We start from the raw sequence: 16,918 nt of genomic DNA, 5'->3' as shown, positions 1-16,918 counted from the left end.
AGGCTCCTGTGATTGAGAGGCTGAGCTACACCCGACCTCTCCTCCCTCAGGAGCCCATCACAGCACGCCGGATCTGTTCGGGCGGTGGTCGACGCTTTGTGTCGAACCTCACGACCCTATAGCCGCAGGACGCGAGGATCTGATCCCGCTTCGCGTCCTTTCGCGCATCGTGGGACCGATCATCGAGCTCAATAATTGCGAGCACCTCAAGGTTCTCGACGACTACCCAGTCCACACGGGCATTCGAGATCATCCGAAATCCGCGCCAGAACGCACGGGAGCCTTCTTTGGCGTCGGGTCGTAACAACGCGAGAATAGGCACTTGGGGCCAGATCTGGCATCCCGGGAAGGCAACGAGGAGACGCCCGTAGAATTCTCGCTCGTTGGATGTCATCAGCGACTGGCGTTTAAACCGAGGCTTCTGGGCAGAAAAGACGAACGCCAGAATACTGATGACGAGCGAGCAAGCCGCCAGCGGCCCAGAGCCAATAGTCGTGGATTATGGTTTGCATAGAAGTCTGCGCGTTGCAGCCGGAGTGGCATCCCAATAGCGACATGCTTGGAAACGCAAGTCGCGTCGTACCCGGTCTATACGCTCAAATTGATCGATCCACGATGACTTCGCGCGGATCCTTATCCTCTCGCAGCCCAAGAAACGCAGGATGTTGTCCCGCGTCCACGCAGGGAACCCGACTTGGGCGAGAGTATGCCAAGCCGGGCCACAATACGTGCAAACTTGTTTCGTGGTGGGCTGCAAGCGTGACATATGTACTTTGGAGCCCCATCACAATGTTATGCAACGAGGAAGCCAGCTCCCACGGGATCGTTGCGGTCAATTACCCAACGGGCCGTACCAAGGGACCTCAGTGCATCCAGCTCGCGAGTCATGCTTGGGTCGACCCCAGAAGATCATACCGACCCATTGTTGCCCATGCCTTTGACACGTTAAGACACGCCATTTGACCCCCACCTATAATGCAGAGGTCTGCATCACGGCTGCAAGCCAGCCATATGATGCCTGGTGAAACCGAATCGTCCGTCGCATTTACCGACTCCTGGATATTGCCGCTACCATCGTCAAAATTGATACCTTGTTGACCAGTATGTGACCACGTGGTCACATTTCGTATCAAATAATCGTGCATCGCCGCCAATGGCGTCGATCAACCGGATTGGACCGATGACGATAGGTGTAGCGGCGACCGGGGAGAGAGCTGGCGCGTCGGTGCAAGCTGCAGTGCTAGGTGCCGAACTTCTCGGACGCGGTGCCATTGGCGGATTTACAGTCTTCGCAATTCTCGACGCAGAGGGGCATGTTTACCATCGCATTACGCAGCGTGGTGGTATCGGAGTCCTGGATCTGCCTGAGAGCTGGCTAATGGCACGCCATGCGGCCGCGATCTCAAGCGGCCCGGACCGGCCGGAGCCACTTACACAGTTCCTGCCAGGACTTGATGGGATCGGATTGGTGACCGGGCACCGCCTTCCGAATTCGCTGGATCGCGATGGACGACCGGTAAATCATCTCGTACTGACTCGTCTCAGTGCGGGCGAGGAGCCCCAGAAGGCTGTCGATGGGGTACTATCTCAGTGTCCGGAACTCGATGCAGGGCTGATCGCCATCAATACCTCCGGACAGATCGGGATCGGCAATAGCGAGCGAGTTCGCCGGCGCGCCGATGGCGGATGTGCGGTGCGTGAAACACAAAAGTCACGCGTCGCTTTGCTGCATAACTCAATTTATTCCAATCAACCTCTGGCCGAGAGACTCGTGGATCTCGCCTGGAGCTACCTTTCAGGTGAACCAACGGGGGTCCGCCTCCTCTTCCTACGAGACAGCGTTCCGGTTCAACTCGCGACGAAAGACCGTGTTCATGTGGATGCGACGGGCACGGTCACGTGCATTGAGAGCCCCAACATTCGACTTCAGTCGACATTGGATCGGGCCACCACGATCTATCTCGGGAGCGAGATCTGGCACGGCGCCGAACTGATTGGCCACGCTGCCACCGAGTTGATCACAGCCGTAGACCAGGGCCGGATCTCCAAACCGGCTGAGAACTCATCCCTTTCAATTGTTATGGAGACGCGAAAGGCCATCCTCGGCGAGCCGACTTCGTTTCCTCGAACATCTTCAAGAGACTGAAGGCAGTGAAAAAGAGCATGTCTCTTCGTGAGCGAACGGAGCGGCAGATCCTCGATGCGCTCGAAGCCCAGATCCAGGAAGCCGGCATGGGTGGTGTGGGCATCAACGCGATCGCGAACCGCGCTGGCGTGAGCAAAGAGCTGATATACCGGTATTTCGATGGCATGCCTGGACTGCTGCTTGCGTGGATGCAGGAGCAGGACTTTTGGACCAGTCACCGGGATCTCCTCTCCTCTGGCGAGTCGAGCCAGCAGTCACCTGGGATGCTGGTTCTGTCGATGCTGAAAGCCCAGATTGAAGCGTTGAGGAAAAACGAGACGCTTCGCGAGATCCGCCGATGGGAGCTCGTTGAAGTCAATGAGGTGACCGCCCAACTCGCGAACCGCCGTGAAAAGGCCGCTCGTACCTTCATCGACCGCATCGATGGCTTGACCCCTGACATGGATGTTCCAGCGGTTGTGAGCATCATGCTGGCCGGGGTTCTGTACCTGATGCTGCGGTCCAAGACGGAGAGCCACTTCCTCGGTGTCTCGCTGCGTACGGATGAGGGATGGCAAAGGCTGTATGCCGCGCTTGAACACATTGTCCGGGCCTTTCCGCCGGAGCTGAACCAAGACTCCCTGGCGATGCTGGAATCCCGGCGCAAGACCGCAAACCGCCAACAAGGAATAATGATGAAATAAGACGGGCCGCTGATCTGTTGATCGATACACTCATTCTCCATGGCATCGATCGCGTGTGTTGTGTCCCTGGGGAAAGCTATCTGAGCGTGTTTGATGGACTGTCTCAACATCCAAGCGCGGACGTTATTACTTGCCACCATGAAAGTGGCGCAGCCTTTATGGCCTTGTCAGACGCGCGTCTGACAGGCCGCCCCGGAGTTGCCTTTGTGAGTCGTGGCCCTGGAGCGATGAACGCGGCGATCGCGGTACATTCCGCAGAGCAGGATGCTGTCCCTTTAATCCTGTCCGTGGGGCAGGTCGAGCGTGAGCACCGTCATATGGGTGCGTTTCAGGAGGTTGATTACGAGCATGTCTTCGGATCTATGGTAAAATGGGTCATCGAGATCGATCACAGCTTTAGGCGAAATGCGGATTTACAAAGAAGTCCTGGACCCACGATTAGACCCCCTTGATGAGCTGCAATCTATCTGCCTAAATTGCTTACAGAATACCGACTGAAATACATTACAGTTCCAAGCTTTGGGGGAGCTACCGACCTTGTACGATCTGGTCATCAAAGGCGGAACCCTTGCGACTACCGAAGGCATTTCGACCGCGGATGTCGCGGTTCAGGGTAGCCAGATTGTAGCACTCGGCCGAAACCTTCCACACGGACGGCGCAACATTGATGCCATGGGCAAGCTCGTTCTTCCCGGCGGCGTGGACGCCCATTGCCACATCCAGCAGCTCTCGGGCGGCGGGCTGATGAACGCCGATACCTTTGAGACGGCGACCCGCTCCGCTGCCTTTGGCGGCACGACGACCGTCATCTCCTTTGCTGCGCAGCATCGTGGAGACAGCTTGAGAGGTGTCGTCGAGAACTATTCGCGCCTTGCTGCGGTCGGCGCGGTGACGGATTATGCCTTTCATCTCTGGATATCCGATCCGACGACGGAAACGCTGGAGCGGGACCTTCCCGAATTGATCCAGAGCGGACACCGGTCGATCAAGATCTTCATGACCTACGATCGCGTTCGCCTTCTCGACGAGCAGGTTTTGGACGTAATGATGGTGGCCCGCAAGTACGGGGCTCTCGTATGTGCCCATGCCGAGAACCACGGGATGATCAAGTGGATGGCCGACAGGCTCGTGTCCCGGGGCTATGTCGAACCGAAGTTTCACGGCATCAGTCATCCACGCGTGTGCGAGATCGAGGCATTCGAGCGGCTCATCCGTTTTTCCCAGCTCCTGGATCAGCCCATCATGCTGTTCCATGTCTCCACCGCCGAAGGCGCTGCCGTCATTCGACGTGCCCGCGGCGAAGGCATCAAGGTCTTCGCCGAGACCTGCCCGCAGTACCTGTTCCTGACGGCGCAGGATCTGGACCGGCCGGGCTTGGACGGCGCCAAATGGATGTGCAGCCCGCCTCCTCGCTCAACGGAGGATCAGAATGCACTGTGGCGCGCGCTCGAACTCGACGACCTTCAGGTCGTCTCCTCCGACCATGCGCCCTACAGATTCGATGAAAGCGGCAAGCTCTCGGCCGGTCTTCGGCCGGACTTCAAGCAGATCGCCAACGGACTTCCTGGCCTTGAGACACGCTTGCCGCTCCTGTTCGACTCCATGGTGAGCCAGGGCAGATCGAGCCTGGAGAAGTTCGTCGAGTTGACGGCGACTGCTCCGGCTAAGATCTACGGCCTCCACCCCCGCAAGGGCGCCCTCGCGGTGGGAGCAGACGCCGATATCGCAATCTGGAACCCTGATCGGGAGGTCATGCTCACCGATGATGGGCTGCACGACAATGTTGGCTACAACCCTTTTTCCGGTCGTACGCTGCGGGGCTGGCCCGAGATCGTCCTGCGCCGGGGCGATGTGATCATCGCGGACGGCGCGCTTCAGGCCGCCCCGGGATCAGGCCGGCTGCAGTTGCGCGAGCCTGCTGGCTCGATGCGACCAACCGGACGCCTGAGCCCAGAGTTCGACCCGGTCACCAATTTCGGAGCTCACCTTCTGTGACCGCCCGGTTGAGATTAGTCAGCATTCCAGCCCATCAACGAACATCTCTTCGCATCGGTGCCCCACATCATGACTGACACAGTCACGGTTATCCGGAAGGCCGCTTGGGTAGTCGCGTGGGACGAAAGCGCGGCGCGGCACGTCTACATGCATGATTCCGACGTGGCCTTCTCCAAGGCGGGGATCCTGTATATTGGTCCGGCGTACGAGGACGATGCCGACGAGGAGATTGCCGGCGCCTCCATCATGGTGATGCCCGGCTTCGTGAACGTTCACTCCCATTCCGGGGACGAGCCTATCGCCAAAGGCCTGTTCGAGGATGTCGGAACTGCGGCGCTCTGGGGCAACGCCCTTTATGAGTATTCGGCCCTGATCGACTCTGATGACAATGCCAAGTCCGCCTGCCAGACGGTCATGCTGGGTGACCTGATGCGTAGCGGCGTCACCACACATCTCGACATTGCATCGCCTCACGCGAAATGGCTCACCTTGGCGGCCGAAAGCGGATTGCGGGCCTATCTCGCACCCGGTTTCCGCGAGGCGCAATGGCGCATGGCCGGCAGCCATCGCCTTGACTTCGACTGGAACGAAGCGCGAGGTCGGGAGCGCTATGCCGAAGCGCTCGCCTTCGTGGACCAGGCGCGTGCTCATCCCAGCGGTCGTATTGATGGCATTATCGCACCGTCGCAGATCGAGACCTGCTCGGAGGAACTGATCGCCGATGCGGTCACCGAAGCGCGCCGTCGCGGCATGCGGATCACCATCCATGCGGCGCAGACTATGGCGGAGCATGAGGAGTTACTTCGGCGTACCGGCGAAACGGCGCCCGCCATGCTTGAGCGCCTCGGCATCCTAGGACCGGATCTGATCCTCGGGCACTGCATCTTCCTCGATCACCATTCCTGGACCAGGCAGCGCAGCCGCGACGACCTCGACCGGCTCGCCCGAAGTGGCACGTCCGTCGCCCACTGCCCCGTCACCTTCGCGCGCAGCGGCATGACGCTGGAAAGTCTCGGAGCCTATCTCCGCGCAGGGGTCAACGTCGGCATCGGCACCGATAGCTATCCCTTCAACATGCTCGAGGAAATGCGCAAGGCTATGATCTGCTCACGCATCGCTGGGCGCAGCGTCTTCGACCTGGATACGGGCAGCCTTCTCTACGCCGCGACGGTTGGCGGAGCCAGAGCCCTCGGCCGCAGCGACATCGGACGCCTGGCGCCCGGTGCCAAGGCGGACTTGTCGCTCGTAGATCTGAGCCATCCGGCTATGCAGCCGATTCATGACCCATTACGCAATCTGATCCACTGTGCTGCAGAACGCGCCATTCGCGATGTATATGTGGACGGGCGTGCCGTCGTGAAGGATCGCCGGATCGCAAACCTGGATTACGACGGCGCGGTCCGAGAACTCCAGGATGCGCAGAGGCGCGCCTGCCAACGGGCGGAGCAGGACGATCTGCAGGGCCGCTCCATATCTGCTTTGGCGCCTTATTCATTGCCCCTCGCGGCCCGAGGATGAAGCAACCATGAGTTCTTCGGTCTATGTCATCAATCCGAATTCCTCACAGGCGGTCACGGCAGCAATCGATGCAGCCGTGGCTCCCCTGAGAAGCGCCGACGGGCCGAGCATCGTATGCCTCTCGCTGGCCGACGGTCCGCCCGGAATTCAGTCGCAGCGGGATGTGGACGGCGTTATAATGCCTATGCTGCGCAAAGCATCCGACCTGGAGGAGAGCGCAGGCGCCTTCGTCATCGCATGCTTCTCGGATCCAGGCCTCCATGCTCTACGCGAGCAGAGCCGCCGCCGCGTCTTCGGGATTGCGGAATGCGGCGTGCTGACGGCGCTCACTCTCGGGCAGCGCTTTGGAGTCATCGCCATCCTGCCGACCTCCATTCCGCGGCATCTCCGCTATTTCGGTTCGATGGGTGTTATGGATCGCTTTGCGGGCGACCTCCCGATCGGGCTGGGCGTTGCCGAACTGTCTGACGAGGGAGAAACCTTGGGCCGCATGATCGAGGTCGGGCGGACGTTGAAGGACGCTCATGGGGCTGACGTCCTCGTGATGGGTTGTGCGGGCATGGCTCGCTATCGCTCCGCCCTGGAAGAGGCTGTCAGGATCCCCGTCGTCGAGCCGACCCAGGCCGCCGTTATCATGGCGGTCGGCCATGTCCACCTCTCGCATACTCTCGGGTCCTGACGGCAACTACATCCTCTGCTCGATCCCTCCTGCCTCTGTGGAGCTTTCTATGACTGACACCGTCCCAAAAACGACCCTCTTCCGAAACTGCGACTGGATCGTCGCCTGGGACGAAGCGGCTCATTCCCATGTCTATCTCCGCAACGCGGATTTCGTGATTCGAGGCGCGGACATCGTTCATGTCGGGAGCGACTTTCCCGGCTCGGTCGATGCTGAGGTCGATGCCAGCCGGATGATGATCATCCCCGGCTTCGTGGATATTCACAGCCATCCCGGCCATGAGCCCGGCTGGAAGGGCATGCTGGAGGAACTGGGCAGCCCGCGCCTCGGCCAAAGTTCGCTCTACGAGTTCATGCCGGTGTTCCAGATCGGACCGGAATACACCCGCCCGGCGCTTCGCGTCGCGACATCGGAGCTTTTGAAGAGCGGCGTGACGACCATCTGTGATCTCGGGAGACCGCGAGAGACCTGGGCCGACGAATATGCGGAAACCGGCATCCGCGCAGTTCTCTGGGGAATGTTCCGCTCCGGCCCCTGGAAAACCACTAATGGGCATTCAGTGGAATACAACCTCGATCCAGCAACTGGAGACCGGCTTCTGCGCGAGGCGATCGAAATCGCCGATGCGGCCTCGAAGCACCCGAGCGGACGTATCACCGGCTACTTCACACCGGCCCAGATCGACACCTGCACGGAAGGGCAAATCCGCGACGCGCTCGATGCTGCCCGTGAGCGCAACCAGCCGATCCAGATCCACGCTGCCCAGAGCATCGTCGAATTCCAGGAGATTATGCGCCGCTATGGTTGCACCCCCATCGAATGGCTGGACAAGATCGGTGCCCTCGGGCCGGACACGATCATCGGCCACTGCATCTTCTTGAACGACCATCCCTGGCTGCATTGGCCGCACGCCAATGATTTCGAGCTCCTGTGCGACAGCGGGGCCCAGGTCGCGCACTGCCCCGTGGTCTTCGCCCGGCGCGGGATCGCCCTGAACACCCTTAGCCGTTACATGAAGGCGGGCATCCGCTGCGGCGTCGGCACAGACAGCTTCCCCCACAACATGCTCGATGAACTCCGCATGGCGTGCTATGCAGGCCGGATCATTGCGGGGAATTTCACGGCATCCACCACGCGGGATGCGTTCATGGCAGCCACAGCCGTTGGTGCCGACATGATCCGCCGCCCAGACTTGGGGCGTCTTGCTCCCGGCTGTAAGGCGGACTTCTCAGTCGTCGACATGAGCAACCCTTACATGCAGCCCGATTACGAGCCCATCCGCAGCCTCGTCTACTCGGCTAACGACAGGGCCATCAGGGATGTCTATGTCGATGGTCGCCAGGTTGTTAGCGATGGTGAAGTTCTCGACTTCGATATCGGCGAAGACATCGAAATGCTGCGCCGCGGTCAGACCGAAGCGATCGCGTCAGCGTCACAGCGTGACTGGGCAGGTCGCAGTATCGAAGAGCTGAGCCCCCGCGTCTTTCCCGTCCGCAGTTGATGAGGCAGGTTCATGAACTACGAAAGGCCCCAGGTCTCTTGGGGTCTTCCGTACTACCGCGGCAATTCCCTAAAGACGGATCGTGTCAGCGAGCTGTCTCTCCATGACGGTCGAACACGACCTTGCGCCCGCGGATCGTGATTTCGCAGCGGTTACCGTGCAGGATCCCCTCCTGGCGATCTCGCGGTAGCCTGCCCTTATGTCGACGTCCGTATCCATCACACTGGAGATCCCATAGGGCATGCGTGCACCGCCCACATCGTCGATAGCCTCCACGAACTCCTGATCCGTCGGCTCCGGCAGCACGGCTTTGAGACGGTCTCGGCCAGGAGGCCCGTCAATCGCTCGTCTCGCTGCTCGATGGCGGCTGCCAGCGGAACGGGTGTCGATTCCTGCCAGTTCGAGCGCCTTGGAGTTGCAGATCGCCAGATAGCCGCAGGCTCTCTCGATTGCAACAGGATGGTCGGGTGCGACCGCGTCAGGTTCCTCACGTAAGGGGTGGCGTCGGGCATCGAGCTCGAACTGATCGTATCCGCGCCCCTGGATCCACTGACCGGCGGCGTGACCGACGCGCGGCCTCACTCGTTCAAGCAATGCCGTCAGAGTCGGTCCGAAGCAGGGCGCACGTCTACATGACCCCTGAGGGCCCCATATGAGAGAAGATGCATGTGCGACTCGCACAGCTTTGGCTTTGCAAGCCGTCCGGCAAGGTCGATGACACGGGTCGTGGGACCGATGAGAGGATCCATCGCGGCAGTCAACCCTGCTGCGGCTAAGTCCTACCCCGCCCAGAGGGCGATCGCTTCTGTCCCTGACTCTGAATGTCCGCGGAATATGCGGCCATTCGTGAGAACAACGTCAGCTTTTGGGAGAATTAGCATGAGCGGCTCGCGCAATGCTGGGATTTGCAGTGAATGCTGCGGCTAAGGACAGGTAAGGTTGCATATCTTTTAGTCGGTCATCAAGTTCTCAGATGCTTTACGCTGGGAAAATCTGCCCTTGAAACTCCGGTTGTTTCAGGTCTAGCTTTAACTGTTAGCGACCAGATAAGACGCAGGGAACGAGGGAATAAAATGACACAGTCCAGATCTTTGACCCGTTGGCTAGCGATGAGCCTCATCGCCGGTGTTGCCGCCGTCTCGGCTGCGCCAGCCTCTGCTCAGACGACACTCGATACGGTTAAAAAGCGCGGAAAAATTCTCTGCGGCGTCTCGCCTGTTTCACCCGGATTCTCATACGCCGACGACAAAGGCGCTCGGCGCGGCTTCGATGTCGACATCTGCCGCGCCATGTCGGCAGCGATTTTCGCCGATCCTGACAAGGTCGAGTTCATTCCCCTCAACACCAACGTTCGCTTCCAGGCTGTTCAATCTGGTGAGGTGGACTTGCTATCTCGTCAGAACACTTGGAGCTTCTCGCGCGACGCATCCTTGGGCCTCGATTTCGGCCCGGTGGTGTTCTATGACGGTCAAGGTCTCATGGTATCGACCAAGCTCAACGTGAAGAGCGCGAGCGAACTCGCTGATGCCGCAATCTGCCTCCTCCCAGGCACGACAACGCTCCAGAATTTGGAAGATTTCTTCCGACCCAAGAACATCAAGTATGAATCTGTAGTGTTCGAGAACTCCGACGAATGGCGCAATGCGTTCTTCAGCGGGCGCTGCGATGCTATCACCTCGGACCGCTCGGATCTCGCATCCGTACGTGCCATCGCCAATGATCCCTCTCAGTATGTGGTCTTACCTGAGACCATCTCGAAGGAGCCGCTCGCCCCAACGGTTCGCCAGGACGATGCGAATTGGCGCGATATTCTGAGCTGGACGGTCTATACTCTCATTGCCGCCGAGGAGAAGGGTATAACCCAGGCCAATGTCGACGAGCATCTAAAGAGCCAAGATCCGGAAATTCAGCGCATGCTCGGCGTAAGCGGCGACCTGGGACAGATGCTCGGACTCGACAACAAGTGGGGCTACAACGTCATCAAGTCCCTTGGAAATTATTCGGAAATTTTTGATCGCAATCTCGGCCCAGAGACCCGCCTCGGCCTCTCACGTGGCCCGAACCAACTCTGGACCAAGGGTGGCTTACTCTACTCGCCGCCGTTCCGGTAATCTGAGATCCGCGGGCGGCCTCTCGGCCGCCTGCTCCGCCCTCAGTGTTCTCCGGGAAGGATCATCATGTACGTGGATTCGACGAGCGGGACGAGACTCCTCTATAATCTCCGCTTCCGAGCGATCCTCTATCAGGTTCTCGCCGTCGGGAGCATCATCTTTCTGGGGCTTTATCTCTTTTCGAATGTTTCACAAAAGCTGGCAGAACAGAACATTGCGACGGGTTTTGGCTTCCTGAGCCGTGAGGCTGGCTTCGTCATCAGCCAGACTTTGATCGACTACAAGCCGACAGATACCTATGGCCGCGCCATCCTGGCCGGCATCGCCAACACAATTTGGGTTTCGGCCTGGAGTGTCGTGCTCGCGTCGGTTCTGGGTCTTGTAGTTGGTATCGCACGCCTGTCTCGGAATCCGCTCCTTGCCTTTCTTGCCTTCCTCTATGTGGAGGCACTGCGGAACGTACCTCTCCTGCTCTATCTCTTCCTCTGGTATGCCCTCATCGTCACCGGTCTTCCCGCTGCGCGGGAGGCCTGGGAGGTGCTTCCTCATGTTTTCGTGAGCAACAGCGGCCTGACCGTCCCGTCGCTGGTCTGGACCAGTGCTCATACAATCATCTTCGCCGCACTAATTCTTGGAGGGGTTCTGGCGGTTGCCGTTCGCCGCCGCACGACGACTGAGCGCATCCGTACTGGCAAGGAGCGGACCACCTGGCCGCTGGTTGCCCTTGCTCTCTTGATTCCGCCGGTTCTCGCGCTTCTGATCCTGCAGCCTGAGTTCACGATCAGCATCCCAGAGAAGGGGCGCTTCCGCCTCGCTGGAGGCTCCCAGCTCACGCCGGAATTCACAGCTCTCCTCGTCGGCCTCGCCCTCTCCGCCTCGGCCGGCATTGCCGAAATCGTGCGAAGCGGGATTCTATCAGTGCGTAAGGGGCAATGGGAGGCGTCGCGCGCCTTAGGCCTGACAGACGGGCTGACCATGCGGCTCGTCGTCCTTCCCCAGGCGCTGCGGGTCATCATCCCTCCCCTCACTAGCAGTTACTTAAGTCTCTTCAAGAACTCGTCGCTCGCTATTGCGATCGGATACCCGGATCTCGTGATGGTCTCAAACACGACCATGAACCAGACCGGTCAGGCGATTGAGGGCATTGCAATCTTCATGCTGGTCTATCTCTGCCTGTCCATCACGATCTCCCTGCTCATGAACTGGTATAACAGCCGCGTCGCGCTGAAGGAGCGATAGGTCATGACGACTGCAACCGACATTGCCGAAGCGCAATTGAAGATGCCGGTCCGGCGCGACCAGGGTGTGGATCGCCGCCTGCTCCATCGGACGCTCAAGCCCCTCATCGGCACCCCGGTCAATGCGGCGATCACGCTGGCTTGCCTCTGGGTCATGTGGCTCGGGGCGAAAGGTGCCTACGGCTGGCTTGTGACCCGGGCCGTCACCGAAGGAGGCGCCCAGGCCTGCAAAGTGGGGCAAGGTGCCTGCTGGCCATTTTACGAAGCCAAGATCCGTTTCATGATCTTCGGCGTCTATCCTTACGATGAGCATTGGCGCGTCCTGCTCGCGATGATTCTATTTCTCGGCGCGATTGTTATTACGATGATCCCGCGCTTCTGGACCAGGAAACTCCTCGCTATTTGGGGTGTTACGATCATAGCGACGGGGGTCCTGCTCTGGGGCGGCGTCTTCGGCCTCACCTATGTTCCAACGACGCAATGGAGCGGCCTCCCCCTTTCATTCCTGCTTTCCGCAGTCGGGCTTGCACTCGGTTTTCCTCTGGGAGTGGTGCTCGCCCTAGCGCGATCCTCCAAGCTTCCAGCCATCCGTGTGATCGCCATTATCTTCATTGAGGTAATCCGGGGCATTCCACTCATTAGTATCTTATTCATGGCTTCTGTCATGCTTCCGCTCTTCATGCCGAGCGGGATTACAGTGGACAAATTGCTGCGGGCCCAGATCGCGATCATCATCTTCGCCGCTGCCTATATCGCAGAAGCCGTGCGCGGCGGGCTGCAGGCGATCCCGCGAGGGCAGCACGAGGCTGCCAGTGCTATGGGCCTGCATTATTGGCAGGCCATGCGTCTCATCGTTCTGCCCCAGGCGCTGAAGATCGCGATCCCGCCGCTAGTGAATATCTCGATCGGCTTCTTTCAGGATACAACCCTAGTCACGATTATCGGCCTCCTCGATTTTCTCTCCACTGTTCGCACGGCTATGACGGATCCAAACTGGGTGGGTATTGCCGTGCTGGAAGGCTACGTCTTCGCGGCTGCTGTGTTCCTGGTATTCTCCTACGGGATGGGCGCCTATAGCCGGTTCCTGGAGCGTCGCATGCGGCTCGGGTACGATTAGCTTATCGTGAGAACCTGGAGGCCCGCATCAGGCCATTCGGGCAGCGCGACGTTCCTTGGCGAGATCCATCGCCTGGTAGGTCCAGTAGGTGAGCTGTGCTGCGGCAACGCCGAACGGACCTCCGTTCCATGTGAGAGAGAAGGGTTCATAGAACCGGAAGCGGTCACTTGATCCGAGGATTCCCTCTGCGATCACGCGTCCGCCGATGGCCGTCGTGTTCATGCCACGCCCGCCGAAGCCAAACACGTACCAGACCGCCGGTTGGAGTTGCCCGATGAGAGGCATCAGGTGACGGGCATAGGCCATAAGGCCTGACCATGCTGTTTCCACGCGCACGCCCTCAAGCTGCGGGTAGGTGGAGACCATTGTCTTCTGCATCATCTGAGCGAGGCGCCGAGGCTCAGTAGTGCGCGTCGTGATCCGGCCGCCCCAGAGAAGGCGCCTCCCGTCATCAACAAGGCGGTAGTAATCCCCCGCACGCCGGTTGTCGCTAACTGCCATTGGCGTGCGCACCGCCTCCGCCAGTTTGCCCGGCGCTGGCTCCGTCAGCAGCACATACGTTGCAATCGGTAGAATACTACGGCGCAAACGGGGCACCAGGTCGTCTGTATATCCTCCCCCGGCCAGGACCACGTCACGCGCTTTCACCTCACCCTGCGCTGTTTTGACGGTTTTCTCCGACCGGTCGAGATCGCATCCTGTGACCCGGGATTGTTCGAAGATGCGCCCGCCCAAGGCCTCGATAGCCTTCGCCAGAGAGCGGGCGTAGTTGAGAGGATGAAAATGAAAGCTCGCGGGGTCGTAAAGCGCCTGATGGTATTTCGGTGACCGCAGTAAATCCTGTACCGCGTCGGTTGGCATCACTTCGAGATGATAGCCAAACTCCCTCTGCATCATCTCGCAATGCCGCTCGAGGCTGTCCTGATCGTGGTATCGGAGCACGCTCAACTTGCCGTAGACCCGCTTGTTTTCGCCCATGGCAAGGCTGTCCATATTCTCCTCAACAATCTGGACACCCTCGATCGAAAGGCGGTGCAAAACCTGCGCCTGCTCAACTCCGACCATGCGAATTATTTCGGCGTGACCTGTCGCGTATCCGGGTCCGACGAAGCCGCCATTCCGTCCGGAAGCCCCCCAGGCGACCTTTTCAGCCTCCAAGATCACCACGGAGCGCCCCGCACGTGCCAGATCCAGTGCCGCCGTAAGACCTGCGAGGCCCCCGCCGATGATGACGACGTCAGCGGTCACTGCTCCCTTAAGAGAAGGCCGTTGCGACACATCAGCGAGTGTGCGGGCGTAGTAGGTATCTCCGTATCCGTTCATCAAACGCCCCGGTCCTTGGGTTCACCCGAGACAGTAGCGGGAGCCTCCTCTGGTGCAAAGGTCCTTCGGCTTCCATGAGCATAACCAAATCTTTCGGCGCCGGGAGCAAACCGACAGTGACCGTCGTGTTCGTCACTGCGTGGCGATAGACAATACAGTAACTAATGGGATGAACCGGCCGTGCTTACCGGCGCACCCTTCATCGGGGGCGCTCTTGGCACCCAATGGTCGTGCGATCCCTGCGATATGGCGCCCCTGATCGGCAAGCTCACGGTGCTGATGCATGACCTTATGGCGGCCCGCAAGTAGGGGAAGCCCGTGCAGCGACTTCGGACATCCGCGCCTCTGCGCATGCGCTGTTTGAAAGCGGAGCCGTATCCCCGCGTAAGGGTGCCTATTGTTCAGTGAAGAAGGTGAGCACCACCTTGCCCTTGTCACTGACAAGGCAAACGAAGCGGTTCGGCTTATCGCTTTTCTCCCGTTGGAGATAGGCTTCGCCTATAACGACCATCCGGATCGGTGTGTCCTCAACCTTGGTGTCCGCCTTGGAGATGGCCAGCGACTGTATATCGAAGGTGAGATGCTGAATGGACGGCGAACGTTCCTGGAGGGCCGCCAACCCTGATAGGCGACACGCCTCGACCTCAGCCGGCACCTGAGCAAGGGCTGAGGATGTTAGAAGATTGATGCTCCCAAGAATGGTAAGTGCGATGCGCATAGGTATCTCCCTTGCGATGGAGGTCCGGTGATAGATCCTGTCGCGACGGATCCGACGTGGGCTGCTAATGAGACGATTTTGCCTGAACGACGCGAAGCAACTCATCGACCAAGTGCGCCAACCGGTAAGGCTTGGCGAGGAACGCGGCTTCTAGCGGAAGGCGATCGGCATGGCACCTTCGCGCGCGGCCCGAGGTAAGGATCACCGCAAGGCCAGGCCGTGTTCTTAGGGCCTGGTGGGCGAGATCGCATCCATCCAGCCCACCCAGGTCGATGTCCGTGAATAGCACGTCAACAACCTCTTCAGCGAGGATGACGTTGGCCTCCTCGGCACTGGCGGCGGTCAGGACAGAGAAACCCGCCTCCTCGAGCGCTTCGCCTGCCGCAACCCCGACAAGCAGGTCATCCTCAACGACGAGAACACGGGTGCGGCTTGCCTCTGCGAGCCGGCCCTCAGGTTGAGGAACGCGGCTCCACAACGATGAGATCGACATCATACGGGTGGCCCTTCTCGTGCGAGTTCGCAGAGGTAACCCGGAACCCGAAGGAGGCGTTCACTCGCGCAGCTGCCTTCCGCTCAGCATGGTGAGGGATCTGTTAACAGCTCCCTGCTGTCGCCCTGGCCGGGGGTCCATTGATGCCGCCCCGGAGCTCGCCGAGCTCATCTTCTCTGGAGACTTCAAGATGATCCTTTTCGGAACCCGGAATGTCGGCAAGGAGTCACGGAAGTAGATTGCCGACGCCTTGTGAATGTCCGATGGGCCCTACTCGTGCGGACATTCGGCCTACTTCGCAAATGTGCCAATATGCGACATTCCCGGTCCCTGGGTGGAATTTCTGAAGGCCGTTTATGGAACTCTGCGAAGCGGTGCTATTATGTAGCGGAGACCATCCCCTCGAATGATCTGTTTGCCCGTTCGCTCGTATTGTATGTTTCAAGGCAAGCAGCAGGATCCCCAATGCCGACAGCACAGCCGAACCTCTGGGGCGCAAGCGATGCCTACGAACGGTATATGGGCCGGTGGAGCCGGAGCGTCGCTCCGATCTTCACCACCTGGATTGGCGCGCGATCCGGGGCACACTGGGTTGACGTCGGATGCGGAACTGGCATTCTGACCTCGGCCATACTCAGAGACTGTGAACCTGCCCGCATCATCGGCATCGACAGTTCCGCGGTCTTTCTTGAGACTGCTCAGCAGCAGGTCGATGATCCCCGCGTCTCTTTCAAGCAGGGAGATGCCCAAGCATTCTCAGAGGGCGATGGGGTCTTCGACGTGGCCGTCTCCGGGCTTGTTCTGAACTTGTACCAAACAGGGACGCCATGCTCAGAGAGATGATCCGTGTCATCAGGCCGGGAGGCACGGTTGCACTGTATGTCTGGGACTATCCTGGGCACATGCAAGTAATGCGATATTTCTTTGATGCTGCGAATGCGCTGGATTCCAGGGCCAAGGAGTTCGACGACGGCGTGAAGGCACCCTTCTGTAGGCCGGGCCCCTTGGCTGAGATACTCGCGAGCGCGGGCCTGACAGATGTGGAAGTCCGGGCTATCGATATTCCTGCCGCTTTTGAGAGCTTCGATGATTATTGGACACCCTTTCTGGGCGGAACCGGCTCAGCGCCGAAGTACTGCATGTCCCTTGATGAGCAGGCGCGCCAGCACCTTCGGGACACCATCCGTAGACGACTTCCCACAGGTCCCGACGGCGAGATCTTGCTTGCTGCGCGGGCATGGGCTGCGAAGGGGCGCTTGGCCAATCCAAGCTCAAATATCCTATAGGGAAAGTGACGGGGCAGGAAGGATGTCGCCACATCCTCCAATTCCGATAATTGCCTTTATGGCACCCGCACAACATATTTATGTTGACTAGGAAACTACATGCACGTAGT

18 protein-coding genes are annotated in these 16,918 nt (G+C 59.5%); 13 read left to right on the top strand and 5 right to left on the bottom strand.

Going from position 1 to position 16,918, the window contains the following annotated elements; all coding sequences use genetic code 11:
• Positions 1–46: 46 nt before the first annotated feature.
• Positions 47–394 carry a DUF2726 domain-containing protein gene (locus ACFOYU_RS04735; protein WP_377032636.1) on the bottom strand — a complete coding sequence of 116 codons (348 nt, stop codon included), beginning with the start codon at positions 392–394 and terminating at the stop codon, positions 47–49.
• 759 nt (positions 395–1,153) lie between these two features.
• Here ACFOYU_RS04735 and ACFOYU_RS04730 point away from each other — a divergent pair.
• From ACFOYU_RS04730 to ACFOYU_RS04700, 7 genes are all read left to right on the top strand, one after another.
• A complete protein-coding gene (locus ACFOYU_RS04730; RefSeq protein ID WP_377032635.1) occupies positions 1,154–2,146 on the top strand; it encodes a DUF6963 family protein in 993 nt (330 codons plus the stop codon).
• Positions 2,147–2,151: 5 nt separating this feature from the next.
• The gene (locus ACFOYU_RS04725; RefSeq protein WP_377032634.1) at positions 2,152–2,829 is read left to right on the top strand and encodes a TetR family transcriptional regulator; all 678 of its coding nucleotides are present in this window, start codon (positions 2,152–2,154) and stop codon (positions 2,827–2,829) included.
• Entirely contained in the window at positions 2,781–3,281 is a 501-nt protein-coding gene (locus ACFOYU_RS04720; RefSeq protein ID WP_377032662.1) for a thiamine pyrophosphate-binding protein, read from the top strand. Before ACFOYU_RS04725 ends, ACFOYU_RS04720 begins: the two co-directional genes overlap by 49 nt.
• 85 nt (positions 3,282–3,366) lie before the next feature.
• Positions 3,367–4,824 carry a dihydropyrimidinase gene (hydA, locus tag ACFOYU_RS04715; protein ID WP_377032633.1) on the top strand — a complete coding sequence of 486 codons (1,458 nt, stop codon included), beginning with the start codon at positions 3,367–3,369 and terminating at the stop codon, positions 4,822–4,824.
• Positions 4,825–4,893: 69 nt separating this feature from the next.
• The gene (locus ACFOYU_RS04710; RefSeq protein ID WP_377032632.1) at positions 4,894–6,342 is read left to right on the top strand and encodes an amidohydrolase family protein; all 1,449 of its coding nucleotides are present in this window, start codon (positions 4,894–4,896) and stop codon (positions 6,340–6,342) included.
• Positions 6,343–6,349: 7 nt separating this feature from the next.
• Positions 6,350–7,021 (top strand): aspartate/glutamate racemase family protein, encoded by a 672-nt coding sequence (locus tag ACFOYU_RS04705; RefSeq protein WP_377032631.1) that lies wholly within the window; start codon positions 6,350–6,352, stop codon positions 7,019–7,021.
• Positions 7,022–7,253: 232 nt separating this feature from the next.
• Entirely contained in the window at positions 7,254–8,522 is a 1,269-nt protein-coding gene (locus ACFOYU_RS04700) for an amidohydrolase family protein (RefSeq protein WP_377032630.1), read from the top strand.
• Between the two features lie 69 nt (positions 8,523–8,591).
• Here the strand turns inward: ACFOYU_RS04700 and ACFOYU_RS04695 are convergent, their stop codons facing one another.
• Positions 8,592–9,104: an amidohydrolase family protein gene (locus ACFOYU_RS04695; protein ID WP_377032629.1), complete on the bottom strand. Its 513-nt coding sequence runs from the start codon at positions 9,102–9,104 to the stop codon at positions 8,592–8,594.
• A 491-nt stretch (positions 9,105–9,595) separates the two neighbouring features.
• On the opposite strand from ACFOYU_RS04695, the gene ACFOYU_RS04690 reads away from it, so the two are divergent.
• The 3 genes from ACFOYU_RS04690 (at position 9,596) to ACFOYU_RS04680 (ending at position 12,988) form a co-directional block, all read left to right on the top strand.
• On the top strand, positions 9,596–10,633 hold the full coding sequence (locus ACFOYU_RS04690) for an amino acid ABC transporter substrate-binding protein (protein WP_377032628.1): 1,038 nt from the start codon (positions 9,596–9,598) through the stop codon (positions 10,631–10,633).
• Positions 10,634–10,699: 66 nt separating this feature from the next.
• A complete protein-coding gene (locus tag ACFOYU_RS04685; RefSeq protein ID WP_377032627.1) occupies positions 10,700–11,872 on the top strand; it encodes an amino acid ABC transporter permease in 1,173 nt (390 codons plus the stop codon).
• A 3-nt stretch (positions 11,873–11,875) separates the two neighbouring features.
• Positions 11,876–12,988, top strand: coding sequence for an amino acid ABC transporter permease (locus ACFOYU_RS04680; protein WP_377032626.1), 1,113 nt, complete (start codon positions 11,876–11,878; stop codon positions 12,986–12,988).
• Positions 12,989–13,015: 27 nt separating this feature from the next.
• On the opposite strand, the gene ACFOYU_RS04675 is transcribed toward ACFOYU_RS04680, so the two are convergent.
• Positions 13,016–14,311 (bottom strand): NAD(P)/FAD-dependent oxidoreductase, encoded by a 1,296-nt coding sequence (locus tag ACFOYU_RS04675; RefSeq protein ID WP_377032625.1) that lies wholly within the window; start codon positions 14,309–14,311, stop codon positions 13,016–13,018.
• Between the two features lie 180 nt (positions 14,312–14,491).
• Here ACFOYU_RS04675 and ACFOYU_RS04670 point away from each other — a divergent pair, with 180 nt between their 5' ends.
• On the top strand, positions 14,492–14,620 hold the full coding sequence (locus ACFOYU_RS04670; protein ID WP_377032664.1) for a hypothetical protein: 129 nt from the start codon (positions 14,492–14,494) through the stop codon (positions 14,618–14,620).
• An 85-nt stretch (positions 14,621–14,705) separates the two neighbouring features.
• Here ACFOYU_RS04670 and ACFOYU_RS04665 read toward each other — a convergent pair whose 3' ends face one another.
• Positions 14,706–15,029, bottom strand: a complete 324-nt coding sequence (locus ACFOYU_RS04665; RefSeq protein ID WP_377032624.1) for a hypothetical protein — start codon at positions 15,027–15,029, stop codon at positions 14,706–14,708.
• 64 nt (positions 15,030–15,093) lie between these two features.
• Positions 15,094–15,525: a response regulator gene (locus tag ACFOYU_RS04660; protein WP_377032623.1), complete on the bottom strand. Its 432-nt coding sequence runs from the start codon at positions 15,523–15,525 to the stop codon at positions 15,094–15,096.
• Between the two features lie 309 nt (positions 15,526–15,834).
• Between ACFOYU_RS04660 and ACFOYU_RS04655 the strand changes: the two genes are divergently transcribed.
• Together ACFOYU_RS04655 and ACFOYU_RS04650 are read left to right on the top strand one after the other, a co-directional pair.
• Positions 15,835–16,365, top strand: coding sequence for a class I SAM-dependent methyltransferase (locus ACFOYU_RS04655; protein ID WP_377032661.1), 531 nt, complete (start codon positions 15,835–15,837; stop codon positions 16,363–16,365).
• Positions 16,350–16,808: a hypothetical protein gene (locus ACFOYU_RS04650; protein ID WP_377032622.1), complete on the top strand. Its 459-nt coding sequence runs from the start codon at positions 16,350–16,352 to the stop codon at positions 16,806–16,808. Before ACFOYU_RS04655 ends, ACFOYU_RS04650 begins: the two co-directional genes overlap by 16 nt.
• The last annotated feature ends 110 nt before the right edge of the window (positions 16,809–16,918 follow it).

Origin of the sequence: Microvirga sp. GCM10011540, from assembly GCF_042650665.1 — a bacterium.
GTDB classification, from domain to species: domain Bacteria; phylum Pseudomonadota; class Alphaproteobacteria; order Rhizobiales; family Beijerinckiaceae; genus Microvirga; species Microvirga lenta.
This window is presented reverse-complemented; position numbering and strand designations above follow the sequence as displayed.